The organism is Mesorhizobium sp. M0816 (assembly GCF_040320005.1).
Lineage (GTDB): Bacteria > Pseudomonadota > Alphaproteobacteria > Rhizobiales > Rhizobiaceae > Mesorhizobium.
On sequence record NZ_JAMYOT010000009.1, the window covers coordinates 215,765 to 240,128 of the forward strand.

The 24,364-nt window shown below is 61.3% G+C and carries 20 protein-coding genes and 1 pseudogene; 10 read left to right on the plus strand and 11 right to left on the minus strand.

All coding sequences use genetic code 11. The annotated features are described in order from the left end of the window. Positions 1-26: 26 nt before the first annotated feature. Positions 27-1,370, minus strand: coding sequence for a nucleotide sugar dehydrogenase (locus NKI17_RS16665; RefSeq protein ID WP_352570084.1), 1,344 nt, complete (start codon positions 1,368-1,370; stop codon positions 27-29). 105 nt (positions 1,371-1,475) lie between these two features. After that, entirely contained in the window at positions 1,476-2,654 is a 1,179-nt protein-coding gene (locus tag NKI17_RS16670; protein ID WP_352457190.1) for a DUF3095 domain-containing protein, read from the minus strand. Between the two features lie 74 nt (positions 2,655-2,728). Here NKI17_RS16670 and NKI17_RS16675 point away from each other — a divergent pair, with 74 nt between their 5' ends. Both NKI17_RS16675 and NKI17_RS16680 read left to right on the plus strand, forming a co-directional pair. Beyond that, on the plus strand, positions 2,729-3,817 hold the full coding sequence (locus NKI17_RS16675; RefSeq protein ID WP_352570085.1) for a glycosyltransferase family 4 protein: 1,089 nt from the start codon (positions 2,729-2,731) through the stop codon (positions 3,815-3,817). Continuing rightward, entirely contained in the window at positions 3,814-4,638 is an 825-nt protein-coding gene (locus NKI17_RS16680; protein ID WP_352570086.1) for a polysaccharide deacetylase family protein, read from the plus strand. The genes NKI17_RS16675 and NKI17_RS16680 overlap by 4 nt, the downstream gene beginning before the upstream one ends. A 1-nt stretch (position 4,639) precedes the next feature. Here the strand turns inward: NKI17_RS16680 and NKI17_RS16685 are convergent, their stop codons facing one another. The 4 genes from NKI17_RS16685 to NKI17_RS16700 all read right to left on the minus strand — a co-directional run bounded on the left by NKI17_RS16685 (position 4,640) and on the right by NKI17_RS16700 (position 9,321). Beyond that, a complete protein-coding gene (locus NKI17_RS16685) occupies positions 4,640-5,494 on the minus strand; it encodes an MBL fold metallo-hydrolase (protein ID WP_352570087.1) in 855 nt (284 codons plus the stop codon). A gap of 122 nt (positions 5,495-5,616) precedes the next feature. Beyond that, the gene (locus tag NKI17_RS16690; RefSeq protein ID WP_023675957.1) at positions 5,617-6,066 is read right to left on the minus strand and encodes a cyclic nucleotide-binding domain-containing protein; all 450 of its coding nucleotides are present in this window, start codon (positions 6,064-6,066) and stop codon (positions 5,617-5,619) included. A gap of 157 nt (positions 6,067-6,223) precedes the next feature. Beyond that, on the minus strand, positions 6,224-8,938 hold the full coding sequence (locus NKI17_RS16695) for an ABC transporter transmembrane domain-containing protein (protein ID WP_352570088.1): 2,715 nt from the start codon (positions 8,936-8,938) through the stop codon (positions 6,224-6,226). Between the two features lie 17 nt (positions 8,939-8,955). Continuing rightward, a complete protein-coding gene (locus tag NKI17_RS16700) occupies positions 8,956-9,321 on the minus strand; it encodes a hypothetical protein (RefSeq protein ID WP_352906358.1) in 366 nt (121 codons plus the stop codon). 85 nt (positions 9,322-9,406) lie between these two features. Here NKI17_RS16700 and NKI17_RS16705 point away from each other — a divergent pair, with 85 nt between their 5' ends. Next, positions 9,407-10,075: a class I SAM-dependent methyltransferase gene (locus tag NKI17_RS16705; RefSeq protein ID WP_352470917.1), complete on the plus strand. Its 669-nt coding sequence runs from the start codon at positions 9,407-9,409 to the stop codon at positions 10,073-10,075. Between the two features lie 213 nt (positions 10,076-10,288). Here the strand turns inward: NKI17_RS16705 and NKI17_RS16710 are convergent, their stop codons facing one another. The 4 genes and pseudogenes from NKI17_RS16710 to NKI17_RS16725 all read right to left on the minus strand — a co-directional run. Then, positions 10,289-11,467 carry a glycosyltransferase family protein gene (locus NKI17_RS16710; RefSeq protein WP_352570090.1) on the minus strand — a complete coding sequence of 393 codons (1,179 nt, stop codon included), beginning with the start codon at positions 11,465-11,467 and terminating at the stop codon, positions 10,289-10,291. Further along, positions 11,464-12,708: a glycosyltransferase gene (locus tag NKI17_RS16715; RefSeq protein WP_352570091.1), complete on the minus strand. Its 1,245-nt coding sequence runs from the start codon at positions 12,706-12,708 to the stop codon at positions 11,464-11,466. Before NKI17_RS16715 ends, NKI17_RS16710 begins: the two co-directional genes overlap by 4 nt. Position 12,709: 1 nt before the next feature. Then, on the minus strand, positions 12,710-13,924 hold the full coding sequence (locus tag NKI17_RS16720; RefSeq protein WP_352450264.1) for a glycosyltransferase family protein: 1,215 nt from the start codon (positions 13,922-13,924) through the stop codon (positions 12,710-12,712). Between the two features lie 489 nt (positions 13,925-14,413). Next, a pseudogene (locus tag NKI17_RS16725) lies at positions 14,414-14,721 on the minus strand (ferritin-like domain-containing protein); the annotation flags it as partial. Positions 14,722-15,122: 401 nt separating this feature from the next. Between NKI17_RS16725 and NKI17_RS16730 the strand changes: the two are divergent. Continuing rightward, positions 15,123-15,461 carry a hypothetical protein gene (locus NKI17_RS16730; RefSeq protein ID WP_023675950.1) on the plus strand — a complete coding sequence of 113 codons (339 nt, stop codon included), beginning with the start codon at positions 15,123-15,125 and terminating at the stop codon, positions 15,459-15,461. Between the two features lie 188 nt (positions 15,462-15,649). Further along, complete coding sequence (locus tag NKI17_RS16735) at positions 15,650-16,888, plus strand: M24 family metallopeptidase (RefSeq protein WP_352570092.1); 1,239 nt, start codon at positions 15,650-15,652, stop codon at positions 16,886-16,888. 9 nt (positions 16,889-16,897) lie between these two features. On the opposite strand, the gene NKI17_RS16740 is transcribed toward NKI17_RS16735, so the two are convergent. Beyond that, positions 16,898-17,770, minus strand: coding sequence for a helix-turn-helix domain-containing protein (locus NKI17_RS16740; RefSeq protein ID WP_352570094.1), 873 nt, complete (start codon positions 17,768-17,770; stop codon positions 16,898-16,900). Positions 17,771-17,876: 106 nt separating this feature from the next. Between NKI17_RS16740 and NKI17_RS16745 the strand changes: the two genes are divergently transcribed. The 5 genes from NKI17_RS16745 (at position 17,877) to NKI17_RS16765 (ending at position 24,258) form a co-directional block, all read left to right on the plus strand. Further along, the gene (locus tag NKI17_RS16745; RefSeq protein WP_023675947.1) at positions 17,877-19,148 is read left to right on the plus strand and encodes an extracellular solute-binding protein; all 1,272 of its coding nucleotides are present in this window, start codon (positions 17,877-17,879) and stop codon (positions 19,146-19,148) included. A gap of 205 nt (positions 19,149-19,353) precedes the next feature. Beyond that, positions 19,354-20,214: a carbohydrate ABC transporter permease gene (locus tag NKI17_RS16750; RefSeq protein WP_254817930.1), complete on the plus strand. Its 861-nt coding sequence runs from the start codon at positions 19,354-19,356 to the stop codon at positions 20,212-20,214. Continuing rightward, positions 20,211-21,062 carry a carbohydrate ABC transporter permease gene (locus NKI17_RS16755; protein WP_023675945.1) on the plus strand — a complete coding sequence of 284 codons (852 nt, stop codon included), beginning with the start codon at positions 20,211-20,213 and terminating at the stop codon, positions 21,060-21,062. The genes NKI17_RS16750 and NKI17_RS16755 overlap by 4 nt, the downstream gene beginning before the upstream one ends. An 8-nt stretch (positions 21,063-21,070) precedes the next feature. Continuing rightward, positions 21,071-22,168, plus strand: coding sequence for an ABC transporter ATP-binding protein (locus NKI17_RS16760; protein WP_352906360.1), 1,098 nt, complete (start codon positions 21,071-21,073; stop codon positions 22,166-22,168). Positions 22,169-22,224: 56 nt separating this feature from the next. Next, positions 22,225-24,258: an aldo/keto reductase gene (locus NKI17_RS16765; protein ID WP_352692095.1), complete on the plus strand. Its 2,034-nt coding sequence runs from the start codon at positions 22,225-22,227 to the stop codon at positions 24,256-24,258. Positions 24,259-24,364: the final 106 nt, after the last annotated feature.

Below are 24,364 nucleotides of genomic sequence, written 5' to 3' on the forward strand. Positions count from 1 at the left end.
GCACAAATTCGCCGGCTCGGACGCCGTCAGGCCTTCACCACCGTCTCTCGGGCTAGCCCGAGGCGGCCAAAAATATTGCGTGTGTCGACGATCAGTAGAGCGTGATCCGCGATCGCCTGATAGTCGATCGCGTCGTGGTCGGTTGCAACGACGACAGCGTCGAAATCCTTCAAGGCCACATCGGTCAATTCGACCGAGCGACGCCCCTTGATCGCCATATGCTCCCGTGTGGCCGGGATTTCGGTAACATGCGGATCGTGGAATTCCGCCTTGCCGCCCCATTCCTCGATGAGTTCAATGAGCCGCAATGAGGGGCTTTCGCGGATGTCGGGCACATTCTTCTTATAGGCGAGCCCGATGATGAGAATGCGCGAGCGGCTGAGCGCCTTGCCGCAGCGCCGGTCCAGCGCCTTCGCCAGTTCATCGACCACATGACGCGGCATGGCCGTGTTGATCTCTGCCGCCAGCTCGATGAAGCGGGTCGGCAGTTCGTATTCGCGAGCCTTCCACGTCAGGTAGAAGGGATCGATCGGAACGCAGTGCCCGCCAAGTCCAGGGCCAGGATAGAACGGCATGTAGCCGAAGGGCTTGGTCTTTGCCGCCTCGATCACCTCCCAGATGTCGATTCCCATCGCACCGAGCACGATCTTCAACTCGTTGACGAGGGCTATGTTGACCGAGCGGAAGATGTTTTCCGTCAGCTTGACCGCCTCGGCGGTCGCCGTGGTGGAAACCGGAACGACGGTCTTGACCACGCCATGGTAGAAAGCCTGCACGAGCGTCGCCGCTTCAATGCCGTCACCTGCCACGACCTTGGGGATCGTCGCGACTTCAAAGCTGCGGTTGCCGGGATCCTCGCGTTCGGGCGAGAAGCCGAGGAAGAAGTCTATCCTCGACTGCAAGCCGATTTTTTCCAGGATGGGCTTGATCACGTCGTCGGTGGTGCCGGGATAGGTGGTCGATTCCAGCACGATCAGCTGGCCGAGACGCAGATGCTTCGCGATGGTGCCGGCGGTGTTCCTGACAAAGGAGAGATCCGGCTCGCGGTGTTTCGTCAGTGGTGTCGGAACGCAGATGATGATGACATCGCAGACGGCCAGTTCGGCAAAATCCGCAGTGGCGCGGAACCGTCCGCTCGCCACCTGGCCGGCAAGGGCTGTCGACGTCACCGCCTCGATGTAGGATTGTCCGTTGTTCAGGCTCTCGACCTTTTGGGCTTCGATGTCGAAGCCGCAAACAGGGAAGCCGGCGCGTGCGATCGCAACCGCCAGCGGCAACCCGACATAGCCCAGTCCGATCACGCCGACTTGCGCGGCACGCGTCGAAATCCGGTTCAGAAGACGGTCATATGTCGATCGTGAGGCGTCCAAAAATCTGCTTCCCGTCAATTCGGACAGGCCGTCCGCTTCCATGGTGAGGCTCACCGCTCACAAGAGCCCCGAGGCATATTGCGGAAAATCGATGTCCGCAAGCCGTCAGACCGGCACCTTCGCCTTAAGGCTTGCGGCAGCCATCGCATAGCCGCCGGCGGCGCCATCGATGAAATGAACGTGATCGCGCTGCAGCGGCGATGCGACGAGGCATGTCATCAAGGCCGATTTCTGGCGGTGCAGGCCATAGTTGCAGATGCCCGCCTCTTCCGCCTGTTTCAGCCGGTTCTCGATCCGTTGCAACACATCCGCGTCAACGTCGATGGTCATCTTTAAGCCATCGTCGAACTTCCGGAAATCCGAATTGCTGGCCACTTCGCGTTTGTAGATCTTCGGATCGAATCTGCCGATCGTCCAGCCATATCTATCCGTAACAGCCGTAAGCGTCATCAGGAACACTATCCACAGCTTCGACAGCCATCGCCGTCCTGCCGGCGCCGTGGCCCGCGCCTCGATATCGAGGCCGGCGGGCAGCAAACTGTAGTCCGGCCCGTTCACCGGCACCGGGTGGCCATCGCGTTCCTGCCTGCCGGCAAGGGCGATGATGTCGGAAACCAGAAACTGAAAACCGCGCAAGTCGCGCGACGCCCCCGGTATGGCTATGATCGAGACGATTTCGCCATGCCGGGCTTCGATCGGGTTCCAGCGGCACGAGAGGCCGGTCAGGTCCGGCCGCGCGCCGGCCGGCGCAGGATCGATGCGGTAGCGCCCCGCTTTCATCTCGGCTTCCGCCCAACTGCCGCCACCTCCGGCGAACATGGCATAGAAGACCGCATCGGAGGCCTGGAACCTCGCCACGCGAACGTCGAGGCCTTGCGCTCTTATATCCTTTATCGGCACGATTGCGGCACGCAAGGTCAGATCCAGTTCGTCCGCCACCCATCTCTGGACAGCCGCCAGCGCGTTGCGGGTGATCTCCAGCGCCGAGCCGGGAAACGCCACGAGCGCGCCGTCGCCGCCGAAGACAAAGGGAAGATCTTGCCTACCCAGCGCATTGAGCAGCGCCGAAATGACGCTGGCACCGGCCATATTGACGGTTTTATAGCGCCCCGCCTCGATCGCCTTGGTCGAGCCGACGATGTCTGCGGTGGCCAGCGCCCAGCCATCGGGGAGAGGCCGATAGTTATCAATATCGGCAACGCTTTCAAACTTTGCGAAGACCGGCAGAGAAGCAACAAACGGATCGGACGCGGCAGCTGTTTCCATGAGCATCAGATAGCACATTCCAGTGCTTGAGGGTGAAGTCGATCATGCTTCGAAATTGACTTGCGCAGGCTTTCCGATGATAGGGTCCGGCGATGCGAATTGCCTTCTATGCGCCGCTGAAGTCGCCCAATCATCCCGTTGCCTCCGGCGACCGCCAGATGGCACGGATGCTGGTCAAGGCGCTGGAGCATGGAGGACATAGCGTCGAACTGGCATCCGAATTGCGCTTCTATCTACGCGAACCGGATTGGAAAAGTTTCGATGCGCTCAAGATCGAGGCCCGGGAGGAAGCCGCGCGGCTGGCAAGGCTTTGGGATCGTGACGGCAAGCCCGATCTGTGGTTCACCTATCATCCCTATTACAAGGCGCCCGACCTGATCGGGCCCGAACTGGCGTTGGCCTTTGGTGTCCCCTATGTGACAGCGGAAGCCTCCCATTCGAGGCGGCGCAACACCGGTTTGTGGGCCGATACGCAAGCGTTGGTGGCGCGAGCCGTCGAACAGGCGGTGCTGAACATCTGCTTCACGCAAAGGGATCGTCAGGGACTGGCAGATGCGGTACCCGACGCCGCTTTCGGCATGCTTTCGCCCTTCATCGACACCTCGCTATTCCGGGAAACGCCGGCACGGGGTTGTCCGACGCGCCTCGTTACCGTCGCCATGATGCGCCCGGGCGACAAAGTCGAAAGCTATCGCATGCTGGCGCAGGCGCTCGGTTCGATCGGTCACCTGCCCTGGACCATGTCGGTCGTCGGGGACGGACCTGCCCGCGAGGAGATCAAAGCGCAATTCGCCGGCTTGCCCGCCGAGCGTATCGAATGGCTTGGCGCGATTGAGCCAGCCGCCGTGCCGGATGTCCTCTACAGTGGGGGAATTTACGTCTGGCCGGGTTTCGGCGAGGCCTATGGCGTTGCCTATCTTGAAGCACAGGCCGCCGGCCTTCCGGTTGTGGCTCAGGACGTCGCCGGCGTGCCGGAGGTCGTCCGGAATGGCCAGGCCGGGTTTCTCACCCCGCCGGACGATGTGGCGGCGTTCGCTTCTGCCATTGAAAGGCTTCTGGCCCGTAACGACGAAAGATCCATCATGGCCGCAGAAGCCAGACGTTTCATCCTCGAAGAACGTTCTCTCGGTGCTGCAGCGGCGCGTCTGGCCGAACTTCTTGCGAAGATCCCGGTCTCATGACATCCGATCAAATCTGGCAACCCTTGGTGGAGGAACTGGCGAGCCGGCAGCGGGCGGACCGTAAGGCAGAGTTCTGGCTGCGCGACGATGACGCCGTGGATCCGACGCCTGCGCTTGATCGGTTGCTCGACCTCACCGGTGAATTCGCGGTTCCGGTGACTCTGGCCGTCATTCCCGCCCTGACTGACGAGAAGCTTGTCGTTCGGCTTGACGAGGCGCCGCATGCCACGGTCGCCATCCATGGCTGGGCGCACCGAAATCATGCGCCCGAGGGCCAGAAGAAGCAGGAGCTCGGCGCGCATCGGCCACGCGAGGCGGTGCTCGATGATCTGGCTCGCGGGCTGGCGCACGTAACCGGCCTGCACGGCGCACGTGCCGTTCCGATGCTGGTGCCACCCTGGAACAGGATCGACGCCGGCTTGGTATCCGACCTTGGATCGATAGGATTTTCGGCATTGTCGGTCTATGGGCCGCCAAGGCCGGCTTCACTTGCGGTCATCAACAGCAATGTCGACATCATGGATTGGCATGGCACGCGCGGCTGCCGCGATCATGGCCTATTGGTTCAGGCTATCATCGCGCAATTGCAGCATGCATTCGATGGGGGCGAACCGGTGGGCCTGCTCACCCACCATCTCGTACATGATGAATCGGCCTGGCTCTTCCTCGAACGGCTGTTCACAGTCACCGCACAGACTGAAGCCTGCGCATGGCTTCCGATCAGGACATTGATCGGGCGCAGCGCCGGTAGAACAATTCCAGGAAAGTATGAACGGTTTCCGTCCGGAATTGCGTCAAAACAAAGAGATAGAGGAAAATAGCTCAGCGCCTTTTGCGCAATGAGACTGGAAGTTTGAGCGTCTGGCCATCCCGCGCGGCAAAAGCGCCGGTAAACCTGTCCTTGGCCAGTTTCTGGATCTTGTCCAGTTCCTTGTCGGTGCGTGTCGGATCGTGGTGAAACAGCGCAAGCCTCCGCGCACCGGCCGCCTCACAGAGCTTGACGCCCTGTTGCCAAGTCGAGTGCCCGTAACCGCGGCGGCGTTCCATTTCCTCCTCGGTGTAGGTGCAATCGTAAATGACGAGGTCGGCATCTTCGATCAGGCCGAGCACCGCCTGATCGAGTTTGTCCGGCTCGTGCTCAGTGTCTGTGATCACCGCCACGACGCCGCCGCCCCATTCGACCCGGTAGCCTATGCAGCCGCCCGGATGCATAAGACTGCCGGTTCGGACCACCACCCCTTCGCGCGGGCGAAGCACGTCTCCGGATACGAAATCGCGATAGTCGAGGCTTGCCTTGCAGGCCTCCAGTTTCACCGGAAACCACGGCGGCCGCATGAACTCATCGACCATCTGCCGGGTCGTCATGTGTCCTGCAAGATGCCCGGACCAAAGCGTAACCTTGGCGCCCCGGTCATAGATCGGCGCAAAAGACGGCAGCCCGATGATGTGATCGTAATGGCAATGGGTGAAAAGCAGGTCGAAATCGGTCACGCCCAACGCCTGAAGCGCCGCGCCGGCAGGCCGTAGGCCAGAGCCTGCGTCGAACAGAAGCGTATGCTTACCGCATCGCATCTCGACGCAGATTGAGTTGCCGCCATAGCGAGAGAATTCTGGCCCTGATACCGAAATGCTGCCGCGGACACCCCAAAACCTGACCAGGAAAACGTTGTCGTCCATGCTACCCCTTCGCCCATCATATCCAAACAACTGCTGCTAGGCGAGACAGGCTTTCTCCGGGTGATCTTCTCAGCGAGAGGACAGTGCCGTCACGACGGCGAGGATCGAGCGCACGTCCTTCGTTATTTGGCGCTTCGTGCGTCGATCAGATCCGCGGTCGTATGGCTTAGGCGATCGGCAAGAACCCGCAATATCTCGATGGTCATTTCCGGGAACTCCCTCATAAGCCTCAGGAAATGATCCTTGCGGATTCTCAGGGCTTCCAGCGGACTTGCCGCTCTGACGGTGGCAGTGCGGGAGCTGTTGCACAATATGGCGATCTCGCCAACGATCGAATTTGGCTCCAGTTCGGCAACTTTTATCGGTCCGCTGTCGGAATCGACAAGAATATCCGCCCTGCCTGAAAGGATGACATAGGCGGCGTCTCCCTCGTCGCCCTGCCGGAAAAGGATCTGGCCGGCGCTGTAGCTCACACGATCGGATGTGAACGCAAGCAGCTTGAGCTTTGTCGGCTCGATGGCAGAGAACAAGGGAACGCGTTGCAGCATTCCAACTTCATCCTTGAGCAGCATTGTCGCAAACCTTCCAAAATTCGCGTTTGCCAGACTAGAGCAACGGACGCCCAGATGGAATCAATTCTCTTTCCGGGATGGCGAGACAAACCACGCGAAAGGTGGCGAGCCCGATATCGTGCACCGGCAGAATGATCCCATTTGAATGTCCGTTGCTCTATGACAACAGTTCCTTGAAGATACCGTTCCCTGCCAAAAGTGTCTCGTGTGTTCCGTCTTCCGCCAATTGACCCGAGTCGAAGACGATAACGCGATCGAACATCATCGCCATTGCCGGATTCGTCACGACCCACACAATTGCCGGCGAATGGCCGTCGCGCCTGGCTTCCTCGAGCACATTTCGCAGCACCTTATCCTGCATGCGCTGGTCTAGCGCCGACAGCGGCCGGTTGAGAATGAGAAAATCGGGACGCTTGAGCAAGGCCCGGGCAACATCGAGCTTCTGTCGCTGTCCACCGGTCAGCCGCCTGCCGCCGGAGCCGACGTTGAAGTCCAGGCCGACATCCAGAAGTTCGCCATAAAGCCCCAGTTCGTCAAGAATGTCATAGACGATGGAGCGTATGCGGTCGGGCGCGTCGGGATGATTGTTGCCCACACGCCCGAACAGGACATTATCCATGACGGTGGCCGCGGCAATGTATTTGGCAGGATCATACCGTTCGACCGCATTGTGCAGCTCGGGCGGCAGGTCTTCATAGAACCGGTTGCGTGCAGCGACGATCTTGCTCATCAGCTCGTCGCTCAGCAGGCCGAAGCGGTGCCGGGGCTCGATGTAGGCAAAGCTCAAGGTGACGATCATGGCGCGATCGTTCTCCGAAACCGCCTCGTAGGGACGGTTCTTGAGCCGTTGCAGCAAGGTTTCGTAGGCGGGTATCTCCTCCGCGCTCATGAAGGCGAGCTGCTGGAAGAACTGGTGATCGGGCGGCAGGTCGGCAAACAGCTCGATCGCCTGTTTGGCGATCTCCAAGCCCATTTCGTAGAGCGTGCGGTCGAGGCCGGCTTGCCTCAGCACGGAAGCAAAATAGGGATTGGCCGCCAGGGCCCTATCGGCCAGTTCGGGGCCGGCGGCAGCGCCGAAGAGCAGGTTTTGGCCGATCGTTGCTTCCTTGTTGTAGGCGCCCGGTTCGAAAGGAACCACCAGTCCGCTCAGCCCCTCTTGTTCCAGCCGGGTCCGCAGCGCCGCACGCAGTTCGACGATCCGCCTGGCAAGCTCCGTGTGACGCGTGAGGTCGGCCGAAGAGCGCAAGCCGAGATCCAGAATGTCACGCGACAGAACAACCGCGTCGAGCACCCGGCGCACGGCTTCAAAGAGGTCGTGCGGGCCGGTAGCGCCAGCGGAAGCATAGTTGATCCAGTCGCTGTGGATATCAAGATCCGGATTGCCCGACCGGCGCGCCTCGTGAATGTTCCAGCGGTGCTGATCTGCCGCAGCACCGTCATAAGGCACCGATGTCAGCGGCGCATGCTTCAACCCGTAGAGCAGGTTGTCGCGGAGGCTTGCCTGGAACAGGAAAACATCCGACGAGGCATACGACATGCGCCGGCCGGTTACTGCTTCGGGGAGTTCAAGCAGGTCGTCGGTGCCCGAAGCGACCCTTCCGCTGTCCGGCCAGTTCAGCCGCGCGAAGGCTTCTGCAAGCGCCTCCGCTCCACCTGTTGCGGTACTGACCAGTGCCACCGTCTCACCCGGCTTGACCTGGAGGGAGATACGGTTGAGGAGCATTGCACCGCCATCGTCCGCTACGGACAGATTGATCGCCGACAGCGGCTTGGTCATCGGATCGGGATCGTCGATCGTCAATACCCCGATTTTCGGCGCGATGAGACCTTCGACGGTGAACTGTTCAACGACCTGTTGATATTTGACCTGGACATCCTGCCGATCCTGATCCCAGTCGATCAGTTCCTTCATCGGTCCGGGCAGGTCCTTGTAGGCGCCGATCACGGCCACGAGCTGGCCGACGTCCAGCCGCCCCTGGAGGACCAGATACCCGCCGATCATGTAGAACAGAAAGGGCGTGAGCTGCGCGAGAAAATTGTTGAGGAACTTCACCATGAATTTCCATTGGTAAAGATCGAAGCGGATCTTGAAGATGAGCCCGAGCCGGGCAGCTATGTCGGCGCGCTCGTAGTTTGATGTATCGTGGACGTGAACCGCGCCGATGCCGTCGACGATTTCGCCAACCCGGCCCGAAAGCGCGCGCGCCGTCAACTGCCGTTGGCGCCCGAGCACGATCAGCCGCCGCCGCATTCGCGGGATGAGCACGATCTGGATCGCCACGATCACGACCGCTATCATTCCGAGCCAGACGTTCTGGATCATGATGAACAGCATGGCCGTCAGCGCTTGGCCGCCGAGCAGTACCGGCTGCAGGAAGGCGTCGCCGATGAAGCCGCCCAGCGGCTCCACCTCGTCCTTCACCATGGTCGCCACTTCGGCGGATTTCACCCGCTTGAAGTAAACCGGCGGAAAACGCAGCACACGGTCGACCAGATCGAAGCGGATACGCCGCAGCATGCGTTCGCCGAGGCGGCCCTTGTAGGTGTTGATGTAGAATTTGAACAGGCCGTTGATGACGACTAGCAAGAGGAACACAAGGCTCAGGGCAAACAGGGTCTCCTCGCGGTCGAGCTGAAAACCGGAGAAGAACTGGACCTCTCCAATGAACGGCAGGTTATAATGTAGCCTCATGAATGGCTGGGTCGCGCCCGGTTGCTCGAAGCCGCGACCTTGGATCGGTCCGTTGACGATCAGCTTCGGCAGGTCGAAGGACATGAAATACGGGATCATCGAAAGCACGACGATCATCAATATCCAGAGCTGCTGCTTCTTGGTGTGCGTCCAGATATAGCGGGCTAGGCTGGCTTCCATATGCGACTGTGGACCCTTCAGTTGGAAGGATGCAGGATGTAAAAGCACCTGCTGGCGAATGGCGTATCGGCAATTTCTTCATCGCCAACGACAAGTTCGAAGCTGCTGTGCACGGACCTTGTCCTGCGCTCAACGATGCAAGGAACCTGCGAGGCGGCGCGATCCAGTTCCGGCGCATGGTCGATGGCAACGACATGGGCATTGTTGATCGGCGAAGAAAGCAGCTGGCCAAACGGTCCGCGGCTTTCGTAGGGCTTTGGCGAACAGCCGAGCAGCACGAGGCCGCAGCTGCGCGGCTGGTGCTGGCGGATGGACGCCGATGATCCGGACAGATGCAACAGGCTCTCTCCGGCACCGGGCAATAGCCAAGCGGCTTGCAGCATGATCACGTCCGCGGAATCAAACAGTCTTGCGGAAGGCAAGATTGCGTTGTGTCGCCCAAAATCCCAACATACAAGACGAATTATGATGGATGTCACGCAACCACGCAATGCCATGGACTGGCACGAGCAAGCCTTGGACCTCACGCGGGGAATTGCTGCTTATGTCAACTGCCCTCTCGTGGCAGGGCTGGCGCGCGTCGTCGCCAAGCATCCGAAGGCCGATATCGCCAACGCCTTCAACCACAAGCAGGTCGCCTGCAAGATGTGGGCGCTCGACAGGCTGTTCGAAAGCGGCGGCGGCCGCTTCGGGCGCATATGGGTTCTGGGTGGATGGTACGGCGTATTGCCGGCAATGCTTTTCAACGACGCTCGCTTCGACATCGCGGCGGTCGATAGCATCGACATCGATCCCGAAGTCGCGCCGGTCGCCCGGACCCTCAACCGGGAAGCCGGCGACCGGTTCCGGGCGCTGACGGCAGATATGTACGCACTCGACTATGCGGCCGGGCGGCCCGATCTGATGATCAATACGAGCTGCGAACACATAGCCGATCTGCGCGCCTGGCTTGCTCTGCTTCCGCCGGGCACGAATGTACTGCTGCAATCGAACGATTATTTCAGCGAGCCGACGCACATCAACTGCGTGGCTTCGCTTGCAGCCTTCGAGGAAATGGCGGCGCTACGGGAGGTGCGGTTCTCCGGCGAACTGCCGACAAAAAATTATACGCGCTTCATGCTGATTGGAACTGTTTAATGCATTTCGCCCAAAAGCGCGTAGCGGTTTTGGGACAACGACACGCATAAAAACAGGACTTGAAGCGCGTCGCACGAATCTCACCAGACGCGACGCGCGTTAGAGCATTTGCAGGAAAGTGTGGAAACGGCTTTCCGTCCGGAATTGCGTCAAAACAAAGAGACAGAGCGGTTCTGCGTGGAACGATGAACCGCTCTAGGATCTATCGTCTGTTTAATCATGAACTTTTCCGAAACCGGGCCCCACGTTTAGGGACCATGTTCGATGCCGCTCGCGCAGGATTTGCGCGGAGCGACGCGCGCCTTCCAGATCGAGACGATGCGCGGATGGCGTCGGTTCCACAAGCGCTTGTTCGACCGCTTGCGCCAAACCTTCAGGCGTCAGGTCCTTTTCCATCAGCACCGTTGCAAGACCGAGTTCTTCGAGCATCAGGGCGCGAACCGTCTGTTCGGTTTCCCCGCCGGCTGCAAATGGGACGAGCAGGGAGCGACAGCCCGCGCGCAGGACATCGCAGACCGTGTTGTAACCCGCCTGCGAGACTGACAGGCGGGCGCCGGTCAGCAGGCTGGCGAAATCCTCGCGGAACCGGAAGATGGACAGGCCCGGCGTGGCATCGCGTGCGATCGCGTCAAACTCGTCTTTCGGCAGGTTTGGGCCGGTGATCAAACACCATTTCCAAGCGTTGTTGGCATTCCGCGCCGCTGCGATGGTGGATCTGACAAGGCTCTTTCCGGCAGCCCCGCCGCCAACCGACACCAGAACGTCGAAGCGCTCGGAGGCCGCGGGCGATGGCGGCGCGGCAACGAGCCCCGTGTAGGTGACCTCGGCCCTGATCGCCCCAGCCAGTGGAAATGTCTTGTCGATGGTTGCGAAAGCCGGATCGCCGTGAACCATAACAAGATCGAAATGCCTGTTGATGAGATCGACCGTTTCCTCGTTTCGGCCCAGCTTGACGCGCTCCTGGAGGATATCACGGACGGACGTCGCCAGCAGCGGTCTGGGCGACGTCGCGTCGATGGCCTCGATCAGCGGCAAGAGTTCGAAACGCATCTGCCGGCGTCCAAATGGAAACGCCTCGACAATGACGATATCAGGCCTGCAATCCCGGAATGCCTGCAGCAGCATCTCTGAACGCCATTTCTTGAAATCATCGTCGATCGGGTTGCCTTGCAGGTCGACAAGTCCCGAAAATCCTTCATCACCGGAGGTGACAGGTGGCAGGGTTACAGATTGTACACCCAGTCCCGGAAACCCGGCGATCGGCGCTCCGCCGGTCACGACGGTAACGTCAAACCCGTCATCGACCAGAGCCGCCGCAATGCGGCTGGCGCGCGCGAGATGGCCGATGCCGAGCAGGTGCTGGACATAGAAGAAAGCGCGCAGCCGCTTCATTCGGCGGCCCGCCACTCCCGCTCGAACAGTTCCTTGAGCTGTCCAATGCTTGCCATATGATCGAAATTGCCGCGCACGCGCCGCTCTGCGGCGTCGCCGAGGCGGTCGCGGAGCACGGGATCACGGATCAGGCGCTCCAGCGCCTGTGCCAGGGCAATCGGGTTTTCCGTCGGAACCAGCAACCCGGTTTCATCCGGCGATAAAAGCTCCGGCACGCCGGAAATATCGGTCGACACGCAGGCAAGCCGCTGGCTAGCCGCCTCCACCAGAACGTTCGGCAGACCGTCGCGGTCGCCATTTGCGGTGATCCTGCAGGCCAGGGCGAAGATGTCGGCGCGGCGGTAGTGCTCAAGCACCTCCTCCTGCGCAAGCGCGCCTTTCCAAGAGACGCGACCATCCAGGCCGAGCTTTTGCGCCAGCGACTTGAACCGTTCCAGTTCTTCGCCGCCGCCGATATGCTCGAAACGCCACGCCAAATCGCCGGGCAACAGGGCAAGGGCCTCCAGCAACGTATCGTAACCTTTCTTTTCAACGGCGCGCCCGACACTCAGAACGACAACCGGTTCGTCCGGAGCCGAGCCGTCATGCTGCTTTCGCGCCTCGCCGAAACTGCCGAAGCGATCAAGGTCGAGCCCATGATAGCTCAGATGCACAGACGAGTTGCCGTTAGCGAGTTTTTTCAGACGGTCGAAGCCGGTTTTCGTGCAAGTGACCGTCCAGCGCGCCGAGGAAAGCTTGCCGGCCAGATCCCAGTCGGCCGAAGTCCAGATGTCCTTGGCATGGGCCGAGCAGGTCCAGGGCAGGCCACGAAGCTGGCTGGCATAGCGCGTCACCGATGCAGGCGTGTGCGCGAAATGTGCATGCAGCCAGCCCGCGTTTTCCGGCCATTCGGCCGACAGCACGAGCGCTTGCCCGAAGCGGCGCGCGCGATTGCGCGTAAAGTCGCGGGGCATATCGGCAGCCAGCGATCCGAGCGCGCGCCAGAAGCCCGGACGCAGCAGAGAGGCAAACAGCGAGCGAAGCACGCGCAGCGGCTCTTCATGCAGATATTCCGGCAGATAATGGACGGGCGCTTTGATCTCGTCATGCACGGGGTGGCGTTTTTCGTCGGTCGGCCGCCTGAGCGCGACGAGTATCAGGTCGAACCCCGCACGCTCAAGACCGAGCAGTTCCTGCGCGATGAAGGTTTCGGACAGCCGCGGGTAACCCTTCAGAACCACGACGATCTTGCGATGTTGCAACTCAGGTCATTCCTTCAATGACCGAAAGGTGATGGCCGGCCCGCCGGTCGAGCAGTTCCGCGACGATTTCGGAAATATGAGGCAGCCCTTCCAGCGTCAGATGCGGATTGCTCTGCGATGGGCGGGGCCGGTCCGGCAGCACCTTCAGTGCATCAGCAAACCGCCGGGAATCCTCGGCTTCTTCAGGCAAAAGCATCTCGATGAGGCCGAGTTCGGCTGCGCGCCGTGCGCGGATCAGTTGTTCCCGGCGGGGCTCGACGCGCGGCACGATCAGCGCCGGCTTGTCGAAAGACAGTATCTCGCAATAGGTGTTGTAGCCGCCCATCGCCACTACCGCCTTGGCGCCGGCAATCAGGTCTTCCATACGGTTGTCGAACTCGATGATCTTGATGTAGGGGATCTTGGACCCCTTCTTGAGCAGCTTGTTGCGCTTGCGCGCCGGCATGTAAGGCCCAAGCACGATCAGGGCTCTATGCTGCAATTGCGGATCCTGCTGATAGGCATCGATGACGTCGTGGATCAGATCGGCGCCGTCACCGCCGCCACCGGTAGTAACGAGGATATAGTCGCCCTCGGGTCGGTGGCCGGGCAACTCGTTCCGCTGCAGGCTCCGTTGCAGGAAACCGACGAACCTCATCTTTGCCCTGACAGCCGGGGGCACATCCAAGCCCGTCAGCGGATCGTAGAAATCCGGCGGACCATAGGCCCAGACCTTGTCGTAAAAGACGCCTATCTTGCGCATCACGTCTCTGCGTGCCCACTCTGCTTCGAGCAGATGCGGCGCATCCATCACCTCGCGCAGGCCAAGCACCAGCGTGGTGCCCCGCGTCTTGAGGTAGGACAGCGTGTCCTCAATCTCACCGCGCAGGCCGAGCGGTTCCTTGTCGACGATGAAGATATCCGGCCGGAAGGTCTCAGCTGTATGGCGGATGATCGACTGGCGCATCCTTAGCGTCTCATGCAGATCGATGTCCTTTTCCAGCGAGGTGTATTCGCCGTTGCGCAGCTTGATGACGCTGGGGATCTTCACGAAGTCGACACGGGCGCGGTAGTCGAAGGCGCCAGCGATAGTCGCACCCGAAATGATAAGCACCTGAAGTCCGCGGAAATCCTCGACCAGCGAATGCGCGATAGTCCGGCAGCGCTGCAAATGGCCGAGCCCGAACGTGTCGTGGCTGTACATGAGAATTCGAGCGTTTTCTGCGTGCTGGGTCATTGTTGAACGTCTCTTAGAATTCTCGCCTTGAGGACCGTGAGCGACCCGCAGGATTCGAAATCATCCTCGCGGGTCTACCGACCTGTTCTGAAACATGAGGGCGCAATTTTCAATTCGTATTACAAAGAGGGTCCATATGCTGAAACCAGGAAGCTACGTCTGCTCAGCGGCCTGCTTGCCACGTGGTCCAGAAGAACCTGCATCATTTCACTGGTATTGACCATCTCGGATTCTCGGCGGCCTTGACCGCTACGATCAACGTGGAGACTCCAGAATAGAATAGGTATGGGCTGGGTACTTCACTTCGAGCGTCTAAGCCAAGCCCCTAAACCATGATGTGCCTTGGCGGTGGGAAGCCGGAGCGTTGACGGAGTAGGGGACACGTTCGAACCGCCTATATCTTGACTTCTCAGACCAGAATCTAGGGGTCAGGAGTTCGACCCTTTTCGGGCGAGCCAATTGAACTCACTAGCTTTTTGGACGCCATGGGCGCATGAACTCGCCGATTGCAGGCGTGTCAAAGCTGACCTGTTTGCCGCCGACGACAGCGCCGGCCTTCGGGCCAGCATCCGAGTCTTCGATCCCTTTTCCGGTTGTACCGCGCAGGTAATATTCGGCTTCCATATATATTCGAGATTGAGGGCGAACCGGAAAAAAATGTCTTCGTCTTTGACCTCATCCTGCGCATAGGCCCGGGAAACCGGGGCAAGGCCGGTGGCCGAAGCGAGCGTTGCTCCCAGGCCAAACTGCAACGCGCGGCGGCGCGAAACACGAAATGCAGGCGTGACGCGGATCATGGCTTCCTCCCAAAAGCCCGCCGGCATCAAACATTTTGGCACCTCAAAAGCGCGCCTGCGCTCCCAACTTCACGAAATGTGGAATGTTCCTCAATCACCTTGAATGATCTCACCGATGGCCGAGCAGCTAGGTTTCCTCGACCCTAGCCTGATGTCAGCCGACGCACACTGCGCTGTAGCGGCGCCGGATCTGCCGGCAGCAAAAATCCCGCCGCTGCGGTCGTCCGAAGTACGCTGTCGATAAAATTCAGGACTTTTGCGTATCGATTTCGGACCAAGGTCCGTCTTGTAGAATACTGTATTTGAACAAAGCTAGGTAACAGCCGACTTTCGGATTCGAAAGTCCTGACGTTTTTCATCTGAAACCCATCCTGGCGGGAGGGCGACTCGAAGGAGGAACTATGAAAACGCGCACCTGTCTATTCGCGACTGTAGCCGCTCTCACCCTTGTCGCATCTCCGGTACTCGCTGCTCCCGGGGGCAATGGCAATGGCAACGGCAATGGCGGCAGCAACGGTAACGGCGGAAACTCGGCTGGGGCCGGCTCGCAGGGACACGGAGCCGCCACTTCCGCCGCGGCCAAGGACAAGTCGACGACCGGCGTTGCTCATGCAATGGCGGTCGTTGCCACGACACCGGCCTCACCGCAGGCTACGCTGGCCTTGCAGGCAGCGCTGGATAGGAAGGCCGCGAAAGACGCGGCAGACACTGCCGACGACACTTCCGACGAAACCGAGTAAGCATTCGAAACAGACCACTCGTCGCGTTGAAAGCCGTGGTTCGCCGCGGCTTTTTTCGTTTCCCGACGACGAACTCTCAAGGTGAACAGCGCTTCCAGAAAAAAGCTGCTCCACGGCGGCACTGAAGCTACGCTAAGGCCAAACGCCGCCGCATCGGCGTCGGATTCGAGTGCATTCGAGGAGATCCCATGACCGGCTTTGTCGACCGCGAGCGCGCAACTGACCTGATGCAGCGCGCCGGCATCGAGGCGCTGGTGCTTTGCGAGCCCGAGGCGTTCCAATATTCCACCGGTGCCTGGATCGGCCCGGCCGGCCTGTTCCGGCGGGCCGGCGCCGGTTTCGTCGTTATTCCCAAGCGAGGCGACCTGCCGATCGGCGTCGTGGTGGCGGATTTCCAGGCTGCCCGGCTCCGGGCGGCGATGGCCGGCGCCGTGCTGCGCACGCATGCGATCTGGATCGAATCGGCGTCGCTCGAGCCGGCGACGGCTGACCGGCCTGTTGCGCAGCGCATCGAGGCCGGCCTGGTTGGCCGCGCTCCCGGTTTTTCACGTCCGGCGACCTTTGAGCTTGCCCGCTCCGTCCGCGAGCTGAAAACGATCTTTACAGAATTCGGGCTGGAGCGTGCGACGCTCGGCATCGAGCTGGATTTCGTCTCGGCCAGCGATTTTTCCGCGCTGCAGGCGATGTTGCCGGGCACTGCCCTGGTCAACGGCTCACCGGTTCTCGACAGGCTGCGGGCAATCAAATCGCAGAGCGAGATCGACCTTCTGCAGCAGGGCATCGCCCTGTCGGAAGCCGGCCTGTCGCGGCTGCAGCAGCATGCGACGACCGGCATGCGTCAGTCTGAGCTGGTCGCGCTTTACCGGCAAGGCGTCGCGGATGCAGCCGCCGGGTCGTCGCAGCAAATCTCGACGGCGGAATACGTCACGCTGGGCGCTCGCCCAAAAGGCGCCGACGCCGTCGCCGCCGCCGGCGATCCGCTGAAGGCCGACATGGTGTGCAGCGTGAACGGCTATGCCTCGGATATGTCGCGGAATTTCACCTTCGGGCCGCCGTCGCCCGAACAGGCCGAATTGCATGCGATAGCCGAACGCGCCTTCGCCGACGGGCTTGTCACGCTTATGCCCGGAAAGCCGTTAGCCGCCGTGCATCGCGCCGCCAGCGAAAGCCTGGCGCGCCAGGGCCTGCGTTCCTATCGCCGCGGCCATTTCGGCCACGGCGTCGGCAATTCCGTGTTTTCCGAGCAATGGCCGTTCATCTCGGCCGACAGCACTGTCGTGATCGAGGCCGGCATGGTGCTGGCATTCGAGATCCCGCTCTACATCGACGGTCTCGCCAGCTTCAATCTCGAGGACCAGTTCCTGATCACCGCCAACGGGCCGTCGCCGATGAACCGCCTGCCGAGGCGCCTGGATATTATCGCTTGAATCCAGCCGTTATCTGGCGCCGGCCACGCCCCTGCGGAAATCCGACGGCGACATGCCGGAAAGCTTGCGGAACGACTTGTTGAAGGCACTGAGCGAGCCGAAGCCCGATTCCATGGCGACGCGCAGCACATTGGCATCCTGATGCATCAGCAGCGCCTGCGCGTAGCTGAGGCGCAGCAAATTCACATATTCATTGAGCGTCATGCCGGTCGATTTCTTGAAGATGCTCATGGCGTATTTGGGATGGATATCGGCCGCCGCGGCGATATCGACGCAATCGATCTCGTAGAGGAAATTCTCGGCGATGAAGTCGCACATGCGCCCGACATTGCGCAGCGATTGCTGATCGAAGGGACTGCCTATCTCCTGTTCGACCGGGGTTTCGGGCACCAGCCGGTAAGGCTCGAAGCGCACCCGCTCCAGCCGCAGCAAAAGCTCGTTGACGGCATGCTCGGCCTTGACCGGGTCGCCGGAGCGGGCATAGCGGTTCCAGCGCTCGAAATTGTGGTCGTCCGACCGGTCGGTGGCGTCGGTCACCAGCGTCGCCCCGGTCATCAGTCTGTTGCGGACCTCGACGGGCAAATGGAGCCGGAAGAAATGCACCAGCGGCAAATGCGCGCCGGCATAGATGGCATCGTCGGAGGCTTCGTCCATCTGGTGCGGCAGGCCGCCCCAGAACAGACACATGTCGCCAGCAGAGAGCGAAAGCTCGTGCCCGTCCATACGGTAATGCACGGCGCCGCGCACGATGAAATTCACCTCGACCTGGGCGTGCCAATGCGGCTTGAGCATCACCAGGGGCTGGGTGTGGAACATCTGCAGCAGCAGCGGCAGGCCCTCCACGCTGCTGGCGCCAGGCTGGTAAAACGGCCTTTCCGGCATCTTACTTTCCGCTCATTTCTTATTCCCTTTGTCGCGGACAAGGCTTTCCCGAGGCCTAGTCTAGCCACGCTCGCAAACAGAGAGCAACTGAAATGGGAGGATTTCAATGCGCATAAAATTGACCTGCGCCGCGCTCGCGCTTGCCTTGGGCTCCAGCCCGGCCTTTGCGCAGTCCGGTGAAATCACGATCTGGAGCTGGAATATCGCCGCTTCGTCGCTGAAGGCCACCATAGCGGGCTTCAACAAGCAGTATCCCGACATCAAGGTGACGGTCGAGGACCTTGGCAACCAGCCGACCTACGACAAATCGATCGCCGGCTGTGCCGCCGGCGGCGAGGGGCTGCCTGACATCGTTACGATCGAGAACGGCGAAGCCGAAAACTACTGGAGCCAGTTCCCGGATTGCTTCGTCGACCTGCATACGCTCGGCTACACCGCGGAAGACCAGGCAAAATTCCCCGACTTCAAGCGTACCGAGCTCGAGGTTGACGACAAGGCCTATGCGATGCCCTGGGATTCCGGTCCAGTGGCGATGTTCTACCGCCGCGACTTCTACGAGAAGGCTGGCGTCGATCCGTCCTCGATCAAGACCTGGGACGATTTCATCGCCGCCGCCAAGAAAATCCAGGCCGCCAATCCCGGCGTCACGATGACCAACGCCGATTTCAACGGCGATTCCGAATTCTTCCGCATGATCTCCAACGAGCAGGGTTGCGCCTACTTCTCCGCCGACGGGCAATCGATCACGGTCAACCAGCCCAAATGCGTCGATGCCATGACCAAGATCAAGGAGATGAAGGACGCCGGCATCATTTCCTCTGCCGACTGGAGCACCAAGATCACCAACAACACCGCCGGCAAGGTCGCCACGCAGATGTATGGCGGCTGGTATGAAGGCACCGTGCGCACCGAATCGCCCGATGGGGCAGGCAAATGGGGCGTCTATCTGATGCCGAGCCTGACCGCCGACGGTCCGCGCGCCGCCAATCTCGGCGGCTCCTCGCTCGCCATCACCTCGGTGTCGAAGAACAAGGAAGCCGCCTACGCCTATCTGAAATACACGCTTGCGACGAATGAGGGCCAGATCACCATGCTGAAAGGCTTCGGCCTGGTGCCGTCGCTGATCTCGGCGCTCAACGACCCTTATGTCTCCGAAGGCCTGCCCTATTGGGGTGGCCAAGCCGTGTGGAAGGACATCCTCGGCACCTTGCCCAAGGTCGTCCCCAGCCGCGGCACGCCGTTCCAGAGCGACGCCGAAATCATCATCCGCGCGGTGCAGACCAAATATCTGGCCGGCGGCTATCCCGACGCCAAGGCAGCGCTCGACGATGCCGCAAGCCAGATCGCCGCGGCGACCGGCCTGCCGGTCAAGTCGTGATCTAGACGAGGCGGCTCCGAGCGCGCGGCTCCCCTTCTCTCCTTGTGGGAGAAGGTATCGCCGAAGGCGACGGATGAGGGGTGCTCCAGCTTGGCGCCGGCGGCACTCCGGCCATCACCCCTCAACCGTCTCGGCGCTACGCGCCGATCCACCTTCTCCCACAAGGGGAGAAGGCAAGAACTTGAAAGCAGAAAGGAGGAAAACGATGCGCTACCAGAACGCCACGGCATATCGCTTCCTCGCGCCGTATCTGCTGATTTTTTCGATCTTCTGGCTGTGGCCGATCATCGATTCCTTCCTGATCTCGTTCCAGGCGACGCGCACCGTGCCGTGGCGCTTCGCGCCGACCTTCAACTGGGGCCGGCTGATCGGCGATCCGGCCTTCTTCAATGCCTTGAAGAACACATTGCTGATCCTTGTCATCCAGGTGCCGGTGATGATTTCGCTGGCGATTGTGATGGCGGTGCTTTTGAATTCGCCACTGCTCAAGGCCCGTGGCCTGTTCCGCTTTGCCTTCTTCGCGCCGGTCGTGGTCGGCGAGGTCGCCTATTCGGCGGTTTTCCGGCTGATGTTCAATCTCGACTACGGCATCATCAACAAATTGCTGAACAGCATCGGCCTGCCCAGTGTCGACTGGTTTACCAACGTCACCCCGGCGATGGCGGTGATCATGATGGCGGTGACGTGGCGCTGGGCCGGCTACAACGCCATCATCCTGCTCGCCGGCCTGCAGTCGATTCCCGAGGATGTCTACGAGGCGGCGACCCTGGACCGGGTCAGCAAGGTCAAACAGTTCTTCTACATCACGCTGCCGCTGCTCAAGCCGATCATCGTGTTCTGCGCCGTGCTGTCGATCATCGGCACCATGCAGCTGTTCACCGAGCCCTTCCTGATCACCGAGCGCGGCGGGCCGGGCGGCGGCACCGAAACGCTCGGGCTGCTGCTTTACCGCCAGGGCTTCCGGTCGCTCAATTTCGGCTACGCTTCGGCCGTCGCCTACACCATGGCCGGGCTGGCGATTGCCATTTCGCTGGTGCAGATATGGCTGACGAGGGAACCGAAATGACCTCGCACTCAAGAGTCAGCCGTTCCCAGGCCAGATTGGGACGCAGCATCGCGCTGCATCTGTTCCTGACGCCGCTGGCGCTGGTCTGGCTGTTTCCGCTGTGGATGATGGTGGTTTTTTCGACGATGCCCGACAACGGCATCTTCAGCCCCGACATCGAGCTTTTGCCGCATGGCAATTTCCTCGACAATGTCAGCAATCTGCAGCGCGGCACCAATTTCATCGGCGCCATCGGCATCTCCGTCTCGGTGGCGGTGACCTATACCTTCCTGTCGGTGATGCTGACCTCGATGGCCGGCTGGGCGCTGGCGCGTTACAACTTCTTCGGCAAGGGCATGGTCGTCGCCATCATCTTCGGCACCATCACGCTGCCCTATGCGGTCGTGCTGATCCCGCAATTCATCATGGTGGCGCGCGACTTCAAGCTCGCCAACACTTGGGTGGCGCTGATCGTGCCGCCGCTGTTCAATTCGCTGGGCGTGCTCTTCATGCGGCAGAGTTTTTCGATGATGCCGCACGAGCTGTTCGACGCCGCCAAGGTCGAGGGCGTCAAGGAATGGCGGATATTCCTGTTCGTCGCACTGCCTCTGGCGCGGCCGATGCTGGCGGCGCTCGCCATCATCCTCTTCCTTGCCTCCTGGAACAACTATCTCTGGCCGCTGCTGATCAATTCCAAGCCGGGCGCAATGACCGCGCCCGTGGCGCTCGGCACGCTGATCGGTCTCACCAAGGTGTCCTGGGGCGGCATCATGGCGGGCGCGGTGATGCTGACGGCGCCAATGCTCGTCGTGTTCGTGCTTCTGCAGCGCCATTTCGTTGCCGGCATCGCCGCCGGCGCCATCAAGTAAGGATCAGCATGGCGGCAGTCACACTCAAAAACGTCATCAAGCGCTTCGGCGTCTTCGAGATCGTCCACGGCGCCAATATCGACATCGATGACGGCGAATTCGTCGTCTTCGTCGGCCCTTCCGGCTGCGGCAAGTCCACGCTGCTTCGGATGATCGCCGGGCTCGAGGACATCAGCGACGGCGAGATCGCCATTGGCGGCAAGGTGGTGAACGACGTCGAGGCGGCCGATCGCGGCATCGCCATGGTGTTCCAGTCCTACGCGCTCTATCCGCACATGACGGTCGAGCAGAATCTGAGCTTCGGCCTGAGAATGACCGGCAACCCCAAGGCAGATACCGAGCGGCGGGTGAAGCGGGCTTCCGAAATCCTGCGCATCGCCGAGCTGATGAAGCGGCGGCCGCGGCAATTGTCGGGCGGCCAGCGCCAGCGCGTCGCCATCGGCCGCGCCATCGTGCGTGAGCCGCAAGTGTTCCTGTTCGACGAACCGCTCAGCAATCTCGATGCCGAGCTCCGGGTGCAGATGCGCGTCGAGATATCGCGCCTTCATAAGGAACTCGGCGTTACCATGGTCTATGTGACGCACGACCAGACCGAGGCGATGACGCTGGCCGACAGGATCGTCGTGCTCAACGCCGGCAATATCGAGCAGATCGGCGCGCCGCTCGATCTCTACGACGACCCCGCCAACCGCTTCGTTGCCGGCTTCGTCGGCTCGCCGAAAATGAACTTCTTGGCGGCAAAAATGGTCGGGGCCGACAACGGTGCGGCGGTCGTCGAACTGGTCAATCATCACGGCGCGCGACTGCGCAAGCCGCTTTCGGATGCCTTGCCTGCAACAGGCGGCGATGTTGTGCTTGGCGTGCGGCCGGAGCATTTCTTCGACGCCGGCCAGGGTGATTGCGACCTTACCCTCAAGGCCGACGTCGCCGAGCACTTGGGATCGGTGAGCTATGTCTATGCCAATTCCGGTACCGGGGGCGGACGCGAGGAACTGATCATCGAGCGCGAGGCCTCGCGGCATCGCGCGAACGGCGACGACCTGGTGGTGTCGATCAAAGCCGACCGCTCGCTTCTCTTCGACGCCACCGGCGCACGCATTCGCTAACCCATCTTTCTTTTGTCCGATCGCGATTGCTCGCGGCCACCCCACGGAGATTTGACATGACGTCCAAACCAGAAAAAGTTCGCTGGGGCATTCTCGGGCCCGGCAACATCGCCAAGGCTTTTGCCGGGGGCGTCGCCCATTCGCGCACCGGCACATTGGTCGCCTTAGGGGCGCGCAATCCCGGCAAGGCGGGGCTCACCGAGGCTTTCCCCGGCGCCCGCATCCTCGACGGCTACGAGGCTTTGGTTGGCGATCCGGATGTCGACGCGATCTATATTTCGACGCCGCATCCGAGCCATGCCGAATGGGCGATCAAGGCGGCCGCGGCCGGAAAGCACGTGCTTTGCGAAAAGCCGCTTGGCCTGACCGCATTCGAAGCCGACGCCATGATCCATGCCGCGCGCAAGGCCGGCACCTTTCTCGGCGAAGCCTTCATGTACCGGCTGCATCCGCAGACGGCCAAGCTGGTCGAGGTGATCAGGGCCGGCGCGATCGGCGACATCAAGATGATCAAATCCAGCTTCGGCTTCGCCATGCCGGGCTTCATGCCGGAGCACCGTCTCTACGCCAAGGATCTCGCCGGCGGCGGCATTCTCGATGTCGGCGGTTATCCCGTCTCGATGGCGCGGCTGATTGCCGGCGCAGCAGTGGGAAAGCCCTTCGCCGAGCCGGACAAAGTCGTCGGCGCTGCGCATCTCGGCCAATCCGGCGTCGACGAATGGGCGTCGGCGCTGTTGCATTTTCCGGGCGGCATCGTCGCGGAAGTGTCCTGCAGCATCTCGCTCGCTCAGGACAATGTCTTGCGTATTGTCGGCAGCAAAGGCCGCATCGAGGTGGCGGATTTCTGGTATGCCGGCGGCCAGCAAGGCGGCACCGGCGAAATCCGCATCGTCCGTCCGGGTGACACCGAGGTGGTCGAGGTCACGGAGGACGGCTGGCTGTACGCATTTGAGGTCGACGCCGCCGGCGAGGCCATTCTCGGCGGAAAGCAGGAGTTCACCTGGCCCGGCATGGGCTGGGCCGACAGTCTCGGCAATCTGCGCGTGCTCGACAAATGGCGGGCGGCAATCGGGCTCGAATACGACATCGAGAAACCGGCAAAGCGCGTCAACACGATCTCCGGACGGAAGCTGCGCTCCGGCGGAACCGCCATCCCCAAGCGCAGCATTCCGGGCCTGCCGCGGCCGGCCTCGTGCCTGGCGCTCGGCTTCGAGGATTTCCGCACCTTTTCGTCGGGCGCCATCCTGCTCGATGCCTATTTCGAGGCCGGCGGCAATCTGTTCGACACCGCCTTCGTCTACGGTTCCGGCTATACCGAGACGCTGCTCGGCCAGTGGCTGAAGAACCGCGGCGTGCGCGAGCAGTCGGTGGTCATCGGCAAGGGCGCGCACTCGCCGCTCTGCTATCCCGACGTCATCGGCAAGCAGCTCACCCAGTCGCTCGAACGGCTGCAGACCGACCATATCGACGTCTATTTCATGCACCGCGACAATCCGGATGTGCCGGTCGACGAATTCGTCGATGCGATGGACCGCGAGGTCAAGGCCGGCCGCATTCGCGGTCCGTTCGGCGGCTCGAACTGGACGATGGAACGCATGGACAAGGCGATTGCCTATGCCGAGCGCACCGGGAAGCAGAAGCCCGGCGCGCTTTCCAACAATTTCTCGCTGGCCGAAATGCTGGAGCCGATCTGGGCAGGCTGCGTCACCTCCTCCAGCGACGAATGGAAGGCCTGGCTCGCCGCCCGGCAGATGCCGAATTTCGCCTGGTCGAGCCAGGGCCGCGGCTTCTTCACCGACCGCGCCGGCCGCGACCGGCGCGATAATGAGGAGCTGGTCCGGGTCTGGTACTCGGAGAAGAATTTCGGCCGTCGTGACCGTGCCATCGAGCTCGCCAGACGGCTGGGCAAGAGCCCGATCCACGTCGCGCTCGCCTATGTCCTGGCGCAGCCCTTTCCGTCCGTCCCGCTGATCGGGCCGCGCACGCTCGACGAATTGGAAGACAGCCTCCAGGCGCTCGACATTTCGCTTTCGCCGGATGATCTTGCATGGCTGGATAGCGGTTCGGATCAGGCCCGCGCGCGCGCCTGACAGCAGCGGCAGTCGCTTCGGCCTACGCTGCGCCCTTAGCTTCCGGACTGTTTGCGCTGCCCTCACCCTCTCCCGCAAAGAACAGGGAAAGGGTAAGAATAAGGGC